The sequence below is a fragment of the Kosakonia sp. MH5 genome, from assembly GCF_009935945.1.
In the GTDB taxonomy this organism is placed as follows: domain Bacteria; phylum Pseudomonadota; class Gammaproteobacteria; order Enterobacterales; family Enterobacteriaceae; genus Kosakonia; species Kosakonia radicincitans.
The window spans coordinates 497,363-516,937 of the sequence record NZ_QODH01000002.1 but is presented as its reverse complement, the minus strand read 5'-3'; the positions used below and the strand labels follow the sequence as shown (position 1 = coordinate 516,937).

The following is a 19,575-nucleotide window of genomic DNA, read 5'->3' as shown; positions in this document are numbered from 1 at the left end:
ACTAGTATTATTTTGGTCATGGTTTTTTCAGGACGAGATACATATAACGATGAAACGCAGTTTCACTTTTCGCCGCACGCTTGTTGCGGTCGTGGTTATCGCAGCGGCAGGTGCCGCGTGGTACCACTTTAGCCATCAAGAGGCTACTTCTTCTTCCGCCACCGGGCACACGCAACGTCAGGCTGGCAGCGGTCGCCACGGCATGCGCGGCGGCGCGTTACCGCCGGTACAGGCTGCCACAGCGACCCGCGAATCCGTTCCACGTTATCTCTCAGGTCTCGGTACGATTACGGCAACCAATACCGTGACCGTCCGCAGCCGTGTTTCCGGCCAACTGATGGCGCTCCACTTCCAGGAAGGGCAACAGGTTAAGGCCGGCGATCTGCTGGCTGAAATCGACCCCAGCGAATTTAAAGTGGCACTGGCGCAGGCACAGGGGCAACTGGCAAAAGATAAAGCCACGCTGGCGAATGCGCGCCGCGATCTGGCCCGCTATCAGCAACTGGCGAAAACCAGTCTCGTCTCCCGTCAGGATCTCGATACCCAGCAGGCGCTGGTAACGGAATCTGAAGGCACCGTCAAAGCCGATGAAGCTTCGGTCGCCAGCGCCCAGTTGCAGCTGGACTGGAGCCGCATCACGGCACCCATCTCCGGGCGCGTTGGCTTAAAGCAGGTGGATATTGGTAACCAAATCAGCAGCAGCGACACCACCGGTATTGTGGTGCTGACGCAAACCCACCCGATTGACCTCGTTTTTACCCTGCCGGAAAGCGAAATCGCCACCGTGGTGCAGGCGCAAAAAGCAGGCCAACCGCTGGTAGTGGAAGCCTGGGATCGCACGAACAAACAGAAACTGAGCAGCGGTTCGCTGCTCAGTCTTGATAACCAGATCGATGCCACCACCGGCACCATCAAACTGAAAGCACGCTTTAATAACCAGGACGACGCGCTGTTCCCCAACCAGTTCGTCAATGCGCGCATGCTGGTCGCCACGCAACAAGATGCCGTTGTGATCCCTGCCGCTGCGCTGCAAATGGGTAATGAAGGCAACTTTGTCTGGGTGGTGAATGAGAATAACCAGGTCAGCAAACATATCGTTACGCCGGGTATTCAGGACAGCCAGAAAGTGGTGATTGCCGCCGGGCTGTCGGCGGGCGATCGCGTAGTGACGGACGGTATCGACCGTCTGACCGAAGGGGCCAAAGTGGAAGTGGTGGATGCGCAAAGCGCCCAGCAGATGCCCACAAAACGTGAGCATCCGGCGAAAGGAGCGCACTCCTGATGCAGTTGCTACCGCCAGGCCGGACGGGAGGTCCTTCCCGTCTGTTTATCTTACGCCCGGTCGCCACCACCTTATTGATGGTGGCGATTCTGCTTGCCGGGGTCATCGGCTACCGTTTTCTTCCCGTCTCTGCGCTGCCGGAAGTGGATTACCCCACCATTCAAGTAGTCACCCTTTACCCCGGAGCCAGCCCGGATGTGGTGACGTCGGCGATAACCGCGCCGCTCGAACGGCAATTTGGCCAGATGTCGGGCTTAAAACAGATGTCGTCGCAAAGCTCCGGCGGCGCATCGGTGGTGACGTTGCAGTTCCAGCTCACGCTGCCGTTGGATGTTGCCGAGCAGGAAGTGCAGGCGGCAATGAACGCGGCCAACAGCTTGCTCCCTTCCGATCTGCCTAACCCGCCGGTTTACAGCAAAGTTAACCCGGCCGATCCGCCGATCATGACGCTGGCAGTCACCTCTTCCGCCATGCCGATGACGCAGGTGGAAGATATGGTCGAAACGCGCGTCGCGCAGAAAATTTCGCAGGTTTCCGGCGTTGGTCTGGTCACGCTTTCCGGCGGCCAGCGCCCGGCAGTGCGCGTCAAACTTAACGCACAGGCCATCGCCGCGCTGGGGTTGACCAGCGAAACCATTCGTACCGCCATCGACAATGCCAACGTTAACTCGGCAAAAGGGAGCCTCGATGGCCCAACGCGCGCCGTCACGCTCTCGGCCAACGATCAGATGCAGTCCGCCGAAGAGTACCGCCAGTTGATTGTCGCTTACCAGAACGGTGCGCCCATTCGCCTGGGCGATGTGGCAACCGTGGAACAGGGCGCAGAAAATAGCTGGCTTGGCGCATGGGCGAATAAGCAACAGGCTATTGTGATGAACGTCCAGCGTCAGCCGGGCGCCAACATTATTGATACCGCCGACAGCATTCGTACTCTGCTGCCGCAGTTAACGGAGAGCCTGCCGAAATCGGTCACGGTGAAAGTGCTCTCCGATCGCACCAACAACATCCGCGCCTCGGTCAGCGACACCCAGTTCGAACTGATGCTGGCTATCGCGCTGGTGGTGATGATTATCTATCTGTTTCTGCGCAATATTCCGGCCACTATCATCCCTGGCGTGGCCGTGCCGCTGTCGCTTATCGGCACCTTTGCGGTGATGGTGTTTCTCGATTTCTCTATCAATAACCTGACGCTGATGGCGCTGACCATCGCCACCGGCTTTGTGGTGGATGACGCGATTGTGGTGATTGAGAACATCTCGCGCTATATCGAAAAAGGGGAAAAACCGCTGGCGGCGGCGCTGAAAGGCGCAGGCGAGATCGGCTTTACCATTATCTCCCTCACCTTCTCGCTGATTGCCGTGCTGATCCCGCTGCTGTTTATGGGCGATATTGTCGGGCGCCTGTTCCGCGAGTTCGCCGTCACGCTGGCGGTGGCCATTCTTATATCGGCTATCGTTTCACTGACACTGACGCCGATGATGTGCGCGCGCATGCTGAGCGCTGAATCCCTGCGCAAGCAGAACCGTTTTTCCCGCGCCTCGGAGCGTTTTTTTGAGCGCGTGATTGCCGGGTATGGCCACCTGCTGGCGAAAGTGCTCAACCACCCGTGGCTGACGCTCAGCGTGGCGATAGGCACGCTGTTGCTGTCGGTGGCGCTGTGGGTTTTCATCCCGAAAGGCTTCTTCCCGGTACAGGACAACGGCATCATTCAGGGCACGCTCCAGGCGCCGCAGTCGGCGTCGTTTGCCAGCATGGCGCAGCGCCAGCGGCAGGTTGCCGACGTTATCCTGCAGGATCCGGCGGTTGAAAGCCTGACCTCGTTTGTTGGCGTCGATGGTACCAACCCGTCGCTGAACAGCGCGCGTCTGCAAATCAACCTTAAGCCGCTGGATGAGCGCGACGACCGCGTACAGACAGTGATTGCGCGCCTGCAACAGGCGGCGGCAAAAGTGCCCGGCGTGGCGCTCTATCTGCAACCGACGCAGGATCTGACCATCGACACCACGGTCAGCCGCACCCAGTACCAGTTTACCTTGCAGGCAAACTCGCTGGAGGCGCTGAGCACCTGGGTGCCGCAACTGATCGCTAAACTGGAAGCGCTGCCGCAACTTGCTGATGTCAGCAGCGACTGGCAGGACAAAGGGCTGGTGGCCAGGATCAACGTTGACCGCAACACCGCCAGCCGTCTTGGTATCACCATGTCGGATGTTGATAACGCGCTGTATAACGCCTTCGGCCAGCGGCTGATCTCCACCATCTATACCCAGTCAAACCAGTATCGTGTGGTGCTGGAACACGACACCACGCAAACGCCGGGGTTGGCAGCGCTGGAGAATATCCGCCTGGCCAGCAGCGGCGGCGGCGTGGTGCCTTTATCCTCGATTGCCAAAGTGGAACAACGCTTTGCGCCGCTGAGTATTAACCACCTCGATCAATTCCCCTCCACCACCATCTCTTTTAACGTGGCGAGCGGCTATTCACTGGGCGATGCGGTTCAGGCGATCACCGACAGCGAAAAAACCCTCAATTTCCCGACGGATATCCGCACCCAGTTCCAGGGCAGCACGCTGGCGTTCCAGTCTGCACTTGGCAGCACGGTCTGGCTGATCGTCGCAGCAGTGGTGGCAATGTATATCGTGCTCGGCGTGCTATATGAGAGTTTTATTCACCCGGTCACTATTCTCTCGACGTTGCCGACCGCGGGCGTTGGCGCGCTGCTGGCGCTGATGATTTCCGGCAGTGAGCTGGATGTGATTGCCATTATCGGCATCATTCTGCTGATTGGTATCGTCAAGAAAAATGCCATCATGATGATCGACTTCGCTCTCGCCGCCGAACGCGAAGAGGGGATGGCGCCGCGCGACGCGATTTTCCAGGCCTGCCTGCTGCGTTTTCGCCCGATCCTGATGACCACGCTGGCGGCCCTGCTCGGTGCGCTGCCGCTGATGCTCAGCACTGGCGTGGGCGCAGAGCTGCGCCGCCCGCTGGGTATCGGCATGGTGGGAGGCTTGCTGGTCAGCCAGGTGCTGACGCTGTTTACCACACCGGTGATTTATCTGCTGTTCGACCGCCTGTCGCTGGCCGTAAAACAGCGCTTCCCGCGCCGTGAAGAGGAGGCGTAAGTGAAGTTTTTCGCCCTCTTCATTTACCGCCCGGTGGCGACGATTTTGATTTCGCTGGCGATAACGCTGTGCGGCATCCTCGGCTTCCGGCTGTTGCCGGTGGCCCCGCTGCCGCAGGTCGATTTTCCGGTGATCATGGTCAGCGCCTCGCTACCTGGCGCCTCGCCGGAGACGATGGCGTCGTCGGTCGCTACGCCGCTGGAACGCTCGCTGGGGCGGATTGCCGGGGTCAGCGAGATGACCTCCTCCAGCTCGCTGGGCAGTACGCGCATCATTTTAGAGTTTAATTTTGACCGCAATATCAACGGTGCCGCGCGCGATGTGCAGGCGGCGATCAACGCGGCGCAAAGCCTGCTGCCAAGCGGTATGCCGAGCCGTCCGACCTACCGCAAAGCGAACCCGTCGGACGCGCCGATCATGATCCTGACGCTGACCTCGGATACCTATTCGCAGGGCCAGTTATACGATTTTGCCTCGACGCAGCTGGCACAAACCATCTCACAGATCGACGGCGTCGGCGATGTGGATGTCGGCGGAAGTTCGCTGCCCGCGGTGCGCGTCGATCTCAATCCGCAGGCGCTGTTTAATCAGGGCGTGTCACTCGATGCCGTGCGTACCGCCATCAGCAGCGCCAACGTCCGTCGTCCGCAGGGCGCTGTGGATGACGGCGCTCAACGCTGGCAAATACAAACGAATGATGAGCTGAAAACGGCGGCCGAATACCAGCCGTTGATCATTCATTACAACAACGGCGCGGCAGTACGTTTAAGCGATGTCGCCACGGTCAGCGACTCGGTGCAGGATGTGCGCAACGCCGGGATGACCAACGCAAAGCCGGCGATTTTGCTGATGATCCGCAAACTACCGGAAGCCAATATTATTCAGACGGTGGACAGCATCCGCGCCCGCCTGCCGGAATTACAGAAAACCATTCCTGCCGCTATCGATCTGCAAATCGCCCAGGATCGTTCGCCAACCATTCGCGCCTCGCTGGCGGAAGTGGAGCAGACACTGGTGATCTCGGTGGCGCTGGTGATCCTGGTGGTGTTCCTGTTTTTGCGTTCCGGCCGCGCGACGCTTATTCCGGCTGTCGCCGTACCGGTTTCGCTGATTGGCACCTTTGCCGCTATGTACCTGTGCGGTTTCAGCCTGAATAACCTGTCGCTGATGGCGCTGACCATCGCCACCGGCTTTGTCGTTGACGATGCCATTGTGGTGCTGGAAAACATCTCCCGCCATCTTGAAGCGGGCGTAAAACCGTTACAGGCGGCATTGCAGGGGACGCGGGAAGTCGGTTTTACCGTGCTGTCGATGAGCCTGTCGCTGGTAGCGGTGTTCCTGCCGCTGCTGCTGATGGCCGGTCTGCCGGGCAGGCTATTGCGCGAGTTTGCCGTCACGTTGTCGGTGGCGATTGGCATCTCGCTGGTCATTTCACTGACGCTGACGCCGATGATGTGCGGCTGGCTGCTGAAGCGCCATAAACCGCGCGAACGCACGCGGGAAAGAGGCGTTGGTCGTCTGCTGATTGCGCTCCAGCAGCAGTACGCCCGTTCGTTGAAATGGGTGCTTAACCACGCCCGGCTGGTGGGTCTGGTGCTACTTGGCACCATCGCATTGAATGTCTGGCTCTATATCTCCATTCCGAAAACCTTCTTCCCGGAGCAGGACACCGGCGTGCTGATGGGCGGCATTCAGGCGGATCAGAGTATCTCCTTCCAGGCGATGCGCGGTAAGTTGCAGGATTTTATGAAAATCATCCGTGACGACCCGGCGGTGGATAATGTCACCGGTTTTACCGGCGGCTCGCGCGTGAACAGCGGCATGATGTTTATCACCCTCAAATCCCGACATATTCGTAATGAAACGGCGCAGCAGGTGATTGACCGGTTACGCGTTAAACTGGCGAAAGAGCCTGGTGCAAGCCTGTTTTTGATGGCCGTACAGGATATTCGCGTCGGCGGGCGGCAGGCCAATGCCAGCTACCAGTTCGCCCTGCTGTCGGACGATCTCAGCGCCCTGCGCGAATGGGAGCCGAAGATCCGTAAAGCGCTGGCGGCGCTGCCGCAACTGGCGGACGTCAACTCAGACCAGCAGGACAACGGCGCGGAGATGAACCTGGTTTACGATCGCGAAACGATGTCGCGGCTGGGCATCAGTGTTGAAGCGGCCAACAGCCTGCTGAATAACGCCTTTGGTCAACGGCAGATCTCCACTATTTATCAACCGCTTAACCAGTACAAAGTGGTGATGGAAGTTGATCCCCGCTATACCCAGGACGTGAGCGCGCTGGACAAGATGTATGTGATCAACAGCGAAGGCCAGTCGATTCCGCTCTCTTACTTTGCCCACTGGCAACCGGCGAATGCGCCGCTGTCGGTGAACCATCAGGGGCTGTCGGCGGCGTCGACCATCGCCTTTAACCTGCCGACAGGCACGTCGCTGTCGGAAGCCAGCGACGCCATCGATCGTGCGATGACGCAACTTGGCGTCCCTTCGAGCGTGCGCGGCAGCTTCGCCGGTACAGCACAAGTATTCCAGGAGACGATGAATTCACAGGTGATCCTGATCCTGGCAGCGATTGCCACGGTCTATATCGTGCTGGGGATCCTCTACGAGAGCTACGTCCACCCGCTGACCATTCTCTCCACGCTGCCCTCGGCGGGCGTCGGCGCACTGCTGGCGCTGGAACTGTTTGGCGCGCCCTTTAGCCTGATCGCACTGATTGGCATCATGTTGCTGATCGGGATAGTGAAGAAGAATGCCATAATGATGGTCGACTTCGCCCTAGAAGCCCAGCGCAAGGGCAGCCTGAGCGCAGAAGAGGCCATCTTCCAGGCCTGTTTGCTGCGTTTTCGTCCGATCATGATGACCACCCTGGCGGCGCTGTTTGGCGCGCTGCCGCTGGTCATTTCCGGCGGCGATGGCTCCGAACTGCGCCAGCCGCTGGGGATCACTATCGTCGGCGGCCTGGTGATGAGCCAGCTTCTTACCCTGTATACAACGCCGGTGGTCTATCTCTTCTTTGACCGCCTGCGTATGCGTTTTAGCCAGAAAGAGAGAGAGCCTGTTAGTGAATGAATGAACTCCCCAAAAACATCCGCTGGCAACTATGGATTGTCGCCTTTGGCTTTTTTATGCAGTCGCTGGATACCACTATTGTGAATACCGCCCTCCCCTCGATGGCGCGAAGCCTGGGGGAGAGCCCGCTGCATATGCACATGGTGGTGGTCTCCTATGTATTGACCGTGGCGGTGATGCTGCCAGCCAGCGGCTGGCTGGCGGATCGGGTCGGCGTGCGCAATATCTTTTTCATCGCCATTGTGCTGTTCACCACCGGTTCGCTATTTTGCGCGCAGGCCTCAACCCTTGACCAACTGGTGATGGCGCGGGTTTTACAGGGTGTCGGCGGGGCAATGATGGTGCCAGTAGGCAGGCTGACGGTGATGAAAATTGTCCCGCGTGACCAATATATGGCGGCGATGACCTTCGTCACTCTGCCGGGGCAAATCGGCCCGCTGCTCGGCCCGGCGCTCGGCGGGGTTCTGGTGGAATATGCGTCGTGGCACTGGATCTTCCTGATTAACCTGCCGGTCGGCATTATCGGCGCGATCGCCACACTGAGCCTGATGCCGAACTATAAACTGCAAACCCGTCGTTTTGACATGGCGGGTTTTGCGTTGCTGGCCTGCGGTATGGCGACGCTGACGCTGGCGCTCGACGGTAGCCGCGGGCTGGGGCTTTCGACCGTCCAGCTTGGCGCGCTGGTGACGGTGGGCGCAGCGGCGACGCTATTTTATCTGCTGCACGCCAGAGGCAACGACAGCGCGTTGTTCAACCTGCGGCTGTTCCGCACGCCTTCGTTTTCATTGGGGCTGGCCGGGAGCTTCGCCGGGCGTATCGGCAGTGGCATGCTTCCGTTTATGACGCCGGTGTTTTTGCAGATTGGCCTTGGCTTTTCACCGTTCCACGCCGGGCTGATGATGATCCCGATGGTGCTGGGCAGTATGGGCATGAAGCGGATTGTCGTGCAGCTGGTTAACCGTTTTGGTTATCGCCGCGCACTGGTCTGTTCCACCCTTGGCCTGGCGCTGGTGAGCCTGCTGTTTATGACCACCGCCCTGCTCGGCTGGTACTATCTGCTGCCGGTGGTGCTGTTCTGTCAGGGAATGATTAACTCGATGCGCTTCTCTTCAATGAATACTCTGACACTGAAAGATCTGCCCGATGAACTGGCCAGCGGCGGCAACAGCCTGCTGTCGATGATCATGCAGTTGTCGATGAGTATCGGCGTTACCGTCGCCGGTTTGCTGCTTGGCCTGTTCGGCCAGCAACATCTTTCAGCTGACAGCGGCGTGGCGCACCATGTTTTCCTTTACGCTTATCTCAGTATGGCGGTGATTATTTCATTACCGGCGTTGATCTTCGCCCGCGTCCCGCATGACGCCAGCCAGAACGTCGTGATTGCCCGTCGCAACAGGAGAGAATCATGAAATTCTGGCGGCCGGGTATTACGGCCAAACTTTTTCTGGCCATTTTGACCACCTGCATCGTACTGCTGATCATCATGCACTGGGCGGTGCGAATCAGCTTTGAGCGCGGGTTTATCGACTATATTAAGCGCGGCAACGAGCAGCGCCTGCAACTGTTGAGCGATACGCTGGCCGAGCAGTACGCCCAGCACGGCGACTGGCAATTTCTGCGCAATAACGACCGGATGATTTTCCAGATCCTGCGATCTTTCGAACGCGATAACGACCATGAAGATGATCACGCTGGTATGCCGGAACGCGGCATGCAGCGGGATCGCGCAATGAGCAACAATGGTAGCGCAGATCGTGGAATGGTAGCGGACAACCAGGGAGCGGCTCGGGGCATGGGGCCAGACAATAACGCCGAATCCGATCGCGGGATGGAAAACGATGATCCACCTCCTGGCCCACCTGGTCCGCCGCCACCGCGCGGCTGGCGCACGGTGTTCTGGGTTGTCGATCAGAACAACAATGTGCTGGTCGGCCCGCGCGGCACGGTGCCGGACGAAGGCAACCGCCGGGCGATTGTAGTGAACCAGAAAACGGTGGGCTGGGTGATTGCCTCCCCGGTTGAACGGTTAACGCGCAATACCGACATCAATTTTGACCGTCAACAGCGCCGTACCAGTTGGTTGATTGTCTGCCTTGCTACGCTGCTGGCGGCGCTGGCCACCTTCCCGCTGGCGCGCGGCCTGCTGGCACCGGTGAAACGGCTGGTCGAGGGGACGCACAAACTGGCCTCCGGGGATTTCTCGACGCGCGTCACGACGGACAGCCAGGATGAACTGGGCAGGCTGGCACGCGACTTTAACCTGCTGGCCAGTACGCTGGAGAAAAACCAGCAAATGCGTCGCGATTTTATGGCTGATATCTCCCACGAACTGCGCACGCCGCTGGCGGTACTGCGCGGCGAGCTGGAGGCGATTCAGGACGGCGTACGCAAATTTACGCCGGAGTCGGTACTGTCGTTACAGGCAGAGGTCGGCACGCTCACCAAGCTGGTGAACGATTTACATCAGTTGTCGATGTCCGACGAGGGCGCGCTGGCCTACCAGCGCACGCCGGTGGATGTGGTGACGTTGCTGGAGATTGCGGCTGGCGCGTTTCATGAACGTTTTATCAGCCGAAACCTGAACTTGTCGCTGGATTTGCAGTCCACCAGTGGCAGAGTATTTGGCGATCCCGATCGCCTGATGCAGCTGTTTAATAATCTGCTGGAAAACAGCCTGCGCTATACGGATGGCGGCGGACAAACGCAAATTCAGTCCACCACCCGCGACGGCAAACTGATCCTGCGCTTTGCCGACAGCGCGCCGGGCGTTACCGACGAGCAGCTGACGCGCTTGTTTGAGCGTTTCTACCGCACGGAAGGATCGCGCAACCGCGCCAGCGGCGGCTCCGGCCTGGGGCTGGCAATCTGTTTGAATATTGTGGAGGCCCACGGTGGCGCTATCCACGCCGGGCACTCGCCATTTGGCGGGGTTACCATTACAGTTGAATTACCGCTTGAAGGCGAACAATCGAGAGAAGTATGACTGAGCTACCCATTGATGAAAACACGCCGCGTATTCTGATCGTGGAAGATGAGCCGAAGCTGGGACAGTTGCTGATCGATTATCTGCGGGCGGCCAGCTACGCGCCGACGCTGATTAACCACGGCGATCAGGTGCTGGGATATGTCCGCCAGACGCCGCCGGATTTGATCCTGCTCGATCTGATGCTGCCCGGCACCGATGGTCTGACCCTGTGCCGGGAGATCCGTCGCTTCTCCAATGTGCCGGTCATTATGGTGACGGCAAAAATTGAGGAGATCGATCGTCTGCTGGGGCTGGAAATTGGCGCCGACGACTACATCTGCAAACCCTACAGCCCGCGCGAAGTGGTAGCGCGAGTCAAAACCATTCTGCGCCGCTGCAAGCCGCAACGCGAATTGCAGGCGCTGGATGCGGAAAGCCCGCTGATTGTTGATGAAGGGCGTTTCCAGGCAAGCTGGCACAACAAACTGCTGGATCTCACCCCGGCTGAGTTCCGCCTGCTGAAAACCCTCTCCAGCGAGCCGGGTAAGGTCTTCTCCCGCGAACAACTGCTCAACCATCTTTATGATGACTATCGCGTGGTGACCGACCGCACTATCGATAGCCATATCAAAAACCTGCGCCGTAAACTGGAAGCGCTGGATGAGGAACAATCCTTTATCCGCGCAGTTTATGGCGTCGGCTACCGCTGGGAAGCCGACGCCTGCAAACTGGCGTAACGCTGTCGGGCTTCACGCCCGACGGTGTTTTATTTACGCAACAGCCGCTGTAAACGCTGTTTGCGCCAGCGGGCGATCGGCTCAGCGAAGACAAAGAGCCGCAATCCCCGCACCAGCAGCAATCCGCCCCAAATCGCTACCACCCACAGTGACCACAGCGGTTCTGGCGCGGTACTGCGATTAAGGAAATAGAGCAGCGCGCAGACAATGACGGCGGTGATAAGCGATCGCCAGAAGCGGCTTTCGGCATCGAGCTTTTCCCGCGCAGCAGTAATGCGCTGATCCAGCGCCTCTTCCCCCGCTTCCGCCTGCCCGGATAACTCAGTGACACTGACGCCAAACACCGCCGCTAACGCACTCAGCGTCTCCAGCGAAGGTTGATCGCCACCTTCAATTCGCTGCACCGTTCTGACGCTCAACGCTGCCATCTCTGCAAGCTGCTCCTGCGACCAGGCGCGGGCCAGACGGAACGCTTTCACTTTATTGCTCATGATATTTCTCCACAGGAAACCGGCTTGCAGTGTCGCTGAACCACGCGGACAGCAACACGATCGTTACCCGACAGCAACACGACACCGCCCTGACAAGGCCCAGCGCCGAGTATAAACCGGTCGTGAACAATGCTGTAATCCTCTGTATCATGGCGGGCGGCTTCAGACGTATCAAAACAATAATAAAGGAGAAGGATGGTGAGGAAATATGACTATGGCGTACTGATGCTGCTGTTGGCTGCGTTCAGTTGCCAGGCGGAAATAACCGACGAAGAAATGGCCGCCGATTGCGCGAAGATCTCTGGTTATGCAAAACAGGGCGAGCAGTTTTACAAAGCGAAAAACTATCCCAAAGCCCGGGAAGCGTTCGAACAACAAGTGGCATGGCAGGAGCAGTGCGACGCCAACGTTCAGCAGTTTGATGAAGACAAGCTGGCGACTGCGTATAACAACGTGGCGCTCACCTGGATTCGCGAAGGTGATTATCGTAAAGCGCAGGCCTGGCTGGCTATCTATCCGGACAATAAAAAATCGGCCTATAACCTGTCGCTGATTAAGGACAAACTCGACGCGCTGCCAAAACCCACCTCTCCCTCCGGTGAATACTGGCAGTACGCCGGGCGAGGCAACTTTCAAACCTTTATTCTCAAGCCGCGGGGCGGCGATAGCTGGCAGGCGGACTGGGAAGGCGCTTATTTTGGGTTGATGGCGATGTACTCGGGCCCCAATTTAGGCGAGTTCTCAGAAAAAGTAACGCTGAAAGAGGGCAAAGGCGCAGTGGTGATTAAAGATTTTGGCATGCAATGCACTATCTCCCTGGCGCTTTCACCGGATGGTCTGAAGCTCGATGCCCGCACCGACAATGCTGAAAACTGCGGTTTCGGCCATAACGTCAGCGCCGACGGCACTTATCTGCGCGTGAACTAACGCGCAGGTTTACTCCCCTGGCGCGCGGCGCTACAATTCCCGCCCTAAATTTAGGGGAACTCCCCCGCCGCCTCACCTGGTGAGGCGATCTGACCTGTCATCAGAACGAGAAAATCATGTTTAAACCGGAACTCCTGTCCCCGGCGGGAACGCTGAAAAATATGCGTTACGCCTTCGCTTACGGCGCGGACGCCGTTTACGCTGGCCAGCCGCGCTACTCGCTGCGAGTACGCAATAACGAATTCAACCACGAAAACCTGCAAATCGGCATCAATGAAGCCCACGCGCAGGGCAAAAAATTCTACGTAGTGGTGAATATCGCGCCGCATAACGCCAAGCTGAAAACGTTCATCCGCGATCTGAAACCGGTGGTGGAGATGGGGCCGGATGCGCTGATTATGTCCGATCCGGGGCTTATCATGATGGTGCGCGAAAACTTCCCGCAGATGCCGATTCACCTCTCCGTGCAGGCGAACGCGGTCAACTGGGCAACGGTGAAATTCTGGCAGCAGATGGGGCTGACGCGTGTGATCCTCTCCCGCGAGCTGTCGCTGGAAGAGATCGCCGAAATTCGCAGCCAGGTGCCGGAAATGGAGATCGAAATCTTCGTGCACGGCGCACTGTGCATGGCTTATTCCGGCCGTTGCCTGCTTTCAGGCTATATCAACAAGCGCGATCCGAACCAGGGCACCTGCACTAACGCCTGCCGCTGGGAATATAACGTGCAGGAAGGCAAAGAAGACGCTATCGGCAATATCGTACATGTTCACGAACCGATTCCGGTGCAGAACATCGAACCCACGCTGGGCGTCGGCGCGCCGACCGATAAAGTCTTTATGATTGAGGAAGCGCAGCGTCCAGGCGAGTACATGACCGCCTTCGAGGATGAGCACGGCACCTACATCATGAACTCGAAAGATCTGCGCGCAATTGCCCACGTTGAGCGCCTGACGCAGATGGGCGTGCACTCGCTGAAAATTGAAGGCCGTACCAAATCGTTCTACTACTGCGCCCGTACCGCGCAGGTTTACCGCAAAGCGATCGACGATGCCGCCGCGGGTAAACCGTTCGACACTTCGCTGCTGGAAACGCTGGAAGGGCTGTCGCATCGCGGTTACACCGAAGGTTTCCTGCGCCGCCACACGCACGATGATTACCAGAACTATGACTATGGCTACTCGGTTTCCGAGCGCCAGCAGTTTGTCGGCGAATTCACCGGCGAGCGTAAAGGCAATCTGGCAGCCGTCGCGGTGAAAAATAAGTTTTCGGTCGGCGACAGCCTGGAGCTGATGACGCCGCAGGGCAACGTCAACTTTACGCTTGAGCAGATGGAAAACGCCAAAGGCGAAGCGATGCCGGTAGCACCAGGCGATGGTTATACTGTCTGGTTGCCGGTTCCGCAGGATATGGCGCTGGAATATGCGCTTCTGATGCGCAATTTCACCGGACAGTCGACGCGTAATCCTCACGCGAAGTAATTTAGCAGGGTTATTTTTACGGCTGGAAAAATCTTAGAATCGGATCACATACCTCCCCGGTCGTTATGGGTATTATCCATCTCGCTGAAAAACATAACCCATAAATGCTAGCTGTACCAGGAACCACCTCCTTAGCCTGCGTAATCTCCCTTACGCAGGCTGATTTTTTTTAACTCTTTTTTCCGCTTTTTTTACCCCCTCCCCGCTCGTGAGATACACTTTCCTCATTGCATGCAATAAGGACGAGAAATATGGGCAAAATTCCTGGAAGCTTATTGATCCTCAACGGTAAAAGCGCTGGCGACGAAACGCTGCGCACAGCTATCGCGTTGCTGCGTGACGAAGGCATGGATATTCAGGTGCGCGTCACCTGGGAAAAAGGCGATGCCGGGCGCTACGTTAAGGAAGCGCAGCAGCTTGGCGTAGATACGGTGATCGCTGGCGGTGGCGATGGCACCATCAACGAAGTGGCAACAGCGCTGGTGAACTGCACGGGTGATAATATTCCGGCGCTCGGTATTTTGCCGCTCGGCACCGCCAATGATTTTGCCACCAGCGCGGGGATCCCCGAGACGCTGGAGAAAGCGTTACAGCTGGCCATAGTGGGTAAAGCGGTGGCTATCGATATCGCCCGCGTCAACGATAAAACCTGTTTTATCAATATGGCAACCGGTGGTTTTGGTACCCGCATCACCACGGAAACACCGGAAAAACTAAAGGCCGCGCTGGGCGGGGTTTCTTATCTGATCCACGGGCTGCTGCGGCTGGATAAGCTGAAAGCCGACCGCTGCGAAATTCGCGGTGAGGATTTCCAGTGGCAGGGTGATGCGCTGGTGATTGGCATTGGTAACGGCCGCCAGGCGGGCGGCGGACAACAGCTTTGCCCGCAGGCGCTGATTAACGATGGCCTATTGCATCTGCGTATTTTTACCGGCGAAGAGCTGTTACCGGCGCTGTTAACCACCCTGACGCAGCCGGACGATAATCCGCATATTATTGACGGAAAATCGGCGTGGTTTGAGATCAGCGCTCCGCATGAAATTACCTTTAACCTCGACGGTGAACCGCTGAGCGGCGAGCATTTCCGCATTGAAGTGCTGCCCAACGCGTTGCAGTGCCGGTTACCGCCGGATTGCCCGTTATTGCGCTGACCCACTTAAAAATGCCTTTCCCTGCCCTCGTCAGCGGGAGGGTTTAATCGAAATAATTTACTGATTCATAAGAAAATCTCCTCCCCGAAATGGAGAGGAGATAACGGAAAAGTTATGCGATGGTCACTTTCTGATCAAGATAGACATCCTGCACGGCGTTAATCAGTTTCACGCCGTCAGCCATGGTTTTCTTGAACGCTTTACGGCCAAGGATCAACCCCATGCCACCCGCGCGTTTATTGATAACCGCCGTACGGACAGCATCGGCCAGATCGGTGTCCCCACCAGCAGCGCCACCGGAGTTAATAAGCCCCGCGCGCCCCATGTAGCAGTTCGCCAGTTGGTAACGCACCAGATCGATCGGGTTATCGCTGGTCAGTTTGCTGTAGACGCGTTCATCGGTATAACCGAAGTTAACCGCCTTATAGCCGCCGTTATTTTCCGCCATTTTCTGCTTCACGATGTCCGCGCCGATAGTGGCGGCAATGTGATTCGCCTGGCCAGTCAAATCCGCCGAAACATGGTAATCCACGCCATCTTTCTTGAAAGCAGAGTTGCGCAGGTAGGCCCACAGCACGGTCACCAGCCCCAGCTCATGCGCGCGTTCAAAGGCGGCAGAGATCTCTTCAATCTGGCGGCGGGATTCCAGCGATCCAAAATAGATGGTCGCGCCAACGGCCACTGCGCCCATATTGAATGCCTGCTCAACGCTGGCATACAGCGTCTGGTCATATTCCGTCGGGTAGCTGAGGGTTTCGTTGTGGTTGAGTTTGACGAGGAAGGGAATGCGGTGCGCGTAGCGGCGGGAAACAGAGGCCAGCACACCGTAGGTAGAGGCAACACAGTTACACCCGGCTTCAATCGCCAGCTCCACGATATTCTTCGGATCAAAATAGAGCGGATTCGCTGCAAAGGATGCGCCCGCCGAGTGCTCAATCCCCTGGTCAACCGGCAGAATGGACAGATACCCGGTTCCCGCCAGCCGCCCGTGGTTATACAGCGTCTGCATGTTACGCAGTACCGCAGGCGGACGATTGTTATCGACCATCACGCGATCCACATAATCGCCGCCCGGCAAATAGAGTTGGTCAGCGGGGATGGTCATACAGCGGTGTTGCAGAAGGCTGTCGGCGTCTTTGCCGAGTAACTGCACAATATCAGTCATAGCTATGCTCCCGTAAGCTTCGCGCAAAGCGAATTGGATTATCCCGACCTGCCTTACGGCAGGCAGAAATAAGCCTGGTACTCATGGGCGAGATTTTCCACCGCTGCCTTTTTTTTCAGCATTATCTGCTGGCACGTTTCGGATCCTGGTTTACCACCACTGATGGAAATGGTGAACCGGCCCGTTTCCGCTACCGACTTCCAGCGAATCCGCCTGCATCAGCGCGGCCGTCAGCCACTGTTTGGCTTCCGCGACCGTCGACGCCCAGTCGTTGTGGCGCGGGCGCAGCGCAGCCAGCGCGGCGGAGAGCGTGCAGCCTGTGCCGTGGGTATTTTTCGTCGCCACTCGCGGTGCGGTAAAGCGTAGCGCGCCATCACGAGTGAAGAGCCAGTCCGGGCTTTCGGCGTCATCCAGATGACCGCCTTTCATCAGCACCGCCTCGCAGCCGAGTGCCAGCAGCGCTTCTCCCTGCGCATGCATCTCCTGCTCGGTGCGGGCATGTGGCGCGTCAAGCAGCGCCGCGGCCTCAGGCAGATTGGGCGTAATAAGTGAAACCTGCGGCAGTAAATGCTGACGCAGCGCCGACACGGCGGAGGGTGACAGCAGCGGGTCGCCGCTCTTGGCGAGCATTACCGTATCCAGCACTACATTGCGTACCTGATAGCGGCGCAGGCGCTCCGCCACCGCTTCGACAATATCGGTTTCCGCCAGCATGCCGATTTTGGTGGTGTCGATACGCACATCGCTGAGTACCGAGTCGAGTTGCGCGGCGACAAAATCCGGTTCGATACGGTACACCGACTGCACGCCGCAGGTGTTTTGCGCCACCAGCGCGGTGATCACCGAGCAGCCGTAAGCGCCAAGCGCCGAGAAGGTTTTTAAATCTGCCTGAATTCCCGCGCCACCGCTGGGATCGGTACCGGCGATGGTCAATGCATTGATTCGCCTCATAACGAACCCTCCCCGCCGAGCGCGTAGAGCGCGTCGAGAAACGCGGGCGTAAAGCTGCCCGGCCCGTTGCTGTTCGCGACCGCCAGGCTACCCGCCAGCCCGAACCAGGCGCAGGCGGCGGCCACATTCACCAGGCGATCGCCTTGCAGCGCACAACTGGCGGCCACCACGGCGGATAACGCGCAACCTGTGCCGACAACCCGCGTCATCAGCACATCGCCCCCGGTGACCATCAGTGTACGACGGCCATCAGTGACATAGTCCACTTCGCCGGTAACGGCCACCACAGCGCCGGTTTGCCGCGCCAGCGCCTGCGCTGCGGGCAACGCATTGCTGGTGGTATCGGTGGTATCCACGCCGCGCCCGCCTGCGCTCACTCCCGCGAGTGCCAGAATTTCGGAGGCATTGCCGCGGATCGCCGCCGGATGCAGGGTAAGCAGTTGCTGGCAAAATTGCGTACGGAAAGTGAGTGCGCCGACGGCCACAGGATCGAGCGTCCAGGGTTTACCTGCCGCATTTGCGCTTTCGGCAGCCGCCAGCATCGCATCGGCCCGCTCGCGGGTTAAGGTACCAACGTTAATCAACAGCGCATCGGCAATCGCACTGAATTGCTGCGCCTCGTCACGATCAATCACCATGGCCGGTGACGCGCCAAGCGCCAGTAGCACATTGGCGGTAAAGGTTTGTACAACATCGTTGGTCATACAGTGAACAAGCGGGGAATGGCGGCGGAATTGCTGTAAGGCATGTGCGGTTTGCGCACGATCAAGCAGGTCAGGTTGCATGGTTTCGCTCCTGCCAGGCCGTGGAAGAAGTGATAGCCCGACAGGCATCTGACTTCCCTACGCTGGCATTATCCAGATCAGGTATTACGGGTATTTCTCAGCCTTCACAAAGAAGGGCACCCCGAGTCATTTAAAACAAATTCAACTACTTGCGATTAATGCTCTCATTAATCCCTGTTCAGGATCATGCCAGCGGGAAGACAAAGACACAACCCTTAAAAATGCGCTGTGTCCCAACTTGTGTCCCCAAATGTGTCCCAAATTCAGAGGGTAAGGCTGGCTGGTTGGTTAAATCGGCGGTAACATAACCCGCAAATCTACAGGGAGTTTTATGTTATGCAGATTTGCAGGATGGACTACAACGACGTATCGGGAGACGGCTTAAACTTCATGTTTACGGTGTCGGAACGTTTCCAGTGTTTTCGGGGATAGCACCAGTAACCAACATCGCAGAGTGTGCATTTATACGAAATGCGGCTTTGCCTGTAGGCACTTACTGGATCGTTGATGCCCCGTCCGGGAGTATTGCCAACCAGGTAGAGCGATTTGTTAAGGATTTCAGGAATGGAACAAATCACGAGGAGTGGTTTGGATTGTTCAATGCCTCCACAATGAGTGATCACGTTTTCGTTAATGGCGTTGACAGAGGATCTTTCCGGCTTCACCCGTTGCGCCCAAATGGCGAGGGGGAGTCGTGGGGATGTATAACTTTCTATAACATTCCTGATTTCCAGTTAGTCAGAACCTCGTTACTTGCACGTAAAAAAGTTCGAGTGCCGGGGGGAAAAGGATTAATGGCATATGGACGTATAGACGTAACAGGGCGGACTGATTATGCGTCATGCAAATTTAATAATTAACACACTGATCGGTCTTCTCTGCCTTGTGGCTTCATTCTTTATCGTGCTGTTCCCTCTGGGCGGGCTGGTCGAGTATTTGTCTCAAATCAGTAATGATTTTCTGAACCGCACCGGGTTGGGATTTGCTGATGGCGAAGCTGATCCATCGTTTCTATGGGTGCTGTTCCTACTCATGCTCGTTGTTACTGCACTGTTGATGTTCATTATTCAGAAAGTACGGCGAAAATATCAGTAGCCAAACATAAGTAAAAGACCACCTTCTTAGAAGGTGGCTTTTGAGAATGCCCCCTGTAAGGGGGCTATTGTCACTTTCCGCTTATTGCTCTAGCAATTCCATTTGCTGTTCATGTATTTGTTCCGTTTTCTCCTGATGCCTCACATATCGTCTGATAATTTCCTCGTTCACACGCAGGCCGCTACTTTTTAACGTACAGCCTACGGTAAATTTAAGCGCGCCAGACTGGCCCCGAACCTAAAAAGGCGGGGCTTTTTTCATTTTTGAACATTATTCGGGTACACAACGGCGGAAAATCCCGTCGTTACTGACGTGGGTATCTTACAGATCGGGTAATACAGGTAT

15 protein-coding genes, 1 pseudogene and 1 riboswitch are annotated in these 19,575 nt (G+C 57.3%); of the genes and pseudogenes, 11 read left to right on the top strand and 5 right to left on the bottom strand.

Annotated features, from left to right (window positions below):
* Positions 1 to 49: 49 nt before the first annotated feature.
* The 6 genes from DK872_RS08760 to baeR are packed head-to-tail and all read left to right on the top strand — an operon-like array spanning position 50 to position 11,187.
* On the top strand, positions 50 to 1,282 hold the full coding sequence (locus DK872_RS08760; protein WP_035888742.1) for an MdtA/MuxA family multidrug efflux RND transporter periplasmic adaptor subunit: 1,233 nt from the start codon (positions 50 to 52) through the stop codon (positions 1,280 to 1,282).
* Positions 1,282 to 4,404, top strand: coding sequence for an MdtB/MuxB family multidrug efflux RND transporter permease subunit (locus DK872_RS08755; RefSeq protein ID WP_007371238.1), 3,123 nt, complete (start codon positions 1,282 to 1,284; stop codon positions 4,402 to 4,404). Before DK872_RS08760 ends, DK872_RS08755 begins: the two co-directional genes overlap by 1 nt.
* Complete coding sequence (gene mdtC, locus DK872_RS08750) at positions 4,405 to 7,482, top strand: multidrug efflux RND transporter permease subunit MdtC (protein WP_007371237.1); 3,078 nt, start codon at positions 4,405 to 4,407, stop codon at positions 7,480 to 7,482.
* Positions 7,479 to 8,894, top strand: a complete 1,416-nt coding sequence (locus DK872_RS08745; protein ID WP_007371236.1) for an MFS transporter — start codon at positions 7,479 to 7,481, stop codon at positions 8,892 to 8,894. Before mdtC ends, DK872_RS08745 begins: the two co-directional genes overlap by 4 nt.
* Positions 8,891 to 10,468: a two-component system sensor histidine kinase BaeS gene (gene baeS / locus DK872_RS08740; protein WP_144135097.1), complete on the top strand. Its 1,578-nt coding sequence runs from the start codon at positions 8,891 to 8,893 to the stop codon at positions 10,466 to 10,468. The genes DK872_RS08745 and baeS overlap by 4 nt, the downstream gene beginning before the upstream one ends.
* Complete coding sequence (gene baeR / locus DK872_RS08735; protein WP_007371234.1) at positions 10,465 to 11,187, top strand: two-component system response regulator BaeR; 723 nt, start codon at positions 10,465 to 10,467, stop codon at positions 11,185 to 11,187. Before baeS ends, baeR begins: the two co-directional genes overlap by 4 nt.
* 29 nt (positions 11,188 to 11,216) lie before the next feature.
* Here the strand turns inward: baeR and DK872_RS08730 are convergent, their stop codons facing one another.
* On the bottom strand, positions 11,217 to 11,678 hold the full coding sequence (locus DK872_RS08730; RefSeq protein WP_187775391.1) for a helix-turn-helix domain-containing protein: 462 nt from the start codon (positions 11,676 to 11,678) through the stop codon (positions 11,217 to 11,219).
* Positions 11,679 to 11,873: 195 nt separating this feature from the next.
* Here DK872_RS08730 and DK872_RS08725 point away from each other — a divergent pair, with 195 nt between their 5' ends.
* The 3 genes from DK872_RS08725 (at position 11,874) to yegS (ending at position 15,234) form a co-directional block, all read left to right on the top strand.
* Positions 11,874 to 12,605, top strand: a complete 732-nt coding sequence (locus DK872_RS08725) for a tetratricopeptide repeat protein (protein ID WP_202625983.1) — start codon at positions 11,874 to 11,876, stop codon at positions 12,603 to 12,605.
* Between the two features lie 116 nt (positions 12,606 to 12,721).
* Positions 12,722 to 14,083 carry a tRNA 5-hydroxyuridine modification protein YegQ gene (yegQ, locus tag DK872_RS08720; RefSeq protein WP_161518244.1) on the top strand — a complete coding sequence of 454 codons (1,362 nt, stop codon included), beginning with the start codon at positions 12,722 to 12,724 and terminating at the stop codon, positions 14,081 to 14,083.
* Between the two features lie 251 nt (positions 14,084 to 14,334).
* Complete coding sequence (gene yegS / locus DK872_RS08715) at positions 14,335 to 15,234, top strand: lipid kinase YegS (protein ID WP_007371230.1); 900 nt, start codon at positions 14,335 to 14,337, stop codon at positions 15,232 to 15,234.
* Between the two features lie 112 nt (positions 15,235 to 15,346).
* On the opposite strand, the gene fbaB is transcribed toward yegS, so the two are convergent.
* The 3 genes from fbaB to thiM all read right to left on the bottom strand — a co-directional run bounded on the left by fbaB (position 15,347) and on the right by thiM (position 18,135).
* Entirely contained in the window at positions 15,347 to 16,399 is a 1,053-nt protein-coding gene (fbaB, locus tag DK872_RS08710; RefSeq protein ID WP_007371229.1) for a class I fructose-bisphosphate aldolase, read from the bottom strand.
* A 150-nt stretch (positions 16,400 to 16,549) separates the two neighbouring features.
* A complete protein-coding gene (thiD, locus tag DK872_RS08705; protein WP_161518238.1) occupies positions 16,550 to 17,350 on the bottom strand; it encodes a bifunctional hydroxymethylpyrimidine kinase/phosphomethylpyrimidine kinase in 801 nt (266 codons plus the stop codon).
* A complete protein-coding gene (gene thiM / locus DK872_RS08700) occupies positions 17,347 to 18,135 on the bottom strand; it encodes a hydroxyethylthiazole kinase (protein WP_035888752.1) in 789 nt (262 codons plus the stop codon). Before thiM ends, thiD begins: the two co-directional genes overlap by 4 nt.
* Before the next feature lie 37 nt (positions 18,136 to 18,172).
* Positions 18,173 to 18,269, bottom strand: a riboswitch (TPP riboswitch).
* Between the two features lie 282 nt (positions 18,270 to 18,551).
* On the opposite strand from thiM, the gene DK872_RS08695 reads away from it, so the two are divergent.
* Together DK872_RS08695 and DK872_RS08690 are read left to right on the top strand one after the other, a co-directional pair.
* The gene (locus DK872_RS08695) at positions 18,552 to 18,995 is read left to right on the top strand and encodes a DUF2778 domain-containing protein (RefSeq protein WP_233218378.1); all 444 of its coding nucleotides are present in this window, start codon (positions 18,552 to 18,554) and stop codon (positions 18,993 to 18,995) included.
* Positions 18,970 to 19,230 carry a hypothetical protein gene (locus DK872_RS08690; RefSeq protein WP_035888754.1) on the top strand — a complete coding sequence of 87 codons (261 nt, stop codon included), beginning with the start codon at positions 18,970 to 18,972 and terminating at the stop codon, positions 19,228 to 19,230. The genes DK872_RS08695 and DK872_RS08690 overlap by 26 nt, the downstream gene beginning before the upstream one ends.
* Before the next feature lie 81 nt (positions 19,231 to 19,311).
* On the opposite strand, the pseudogene DK872_RS08685 reads toward DK872_RS08690, so the two are convergent.
* Positions 19,312 to 19,401: pseudogene (locus tag DK872_RS08685) on the bottom strand (IS200/IS605 family transposase); the annotation flags it as partial.
* Positions 19,402 to 19,575 lie beyond the last annotated feature (174 nt).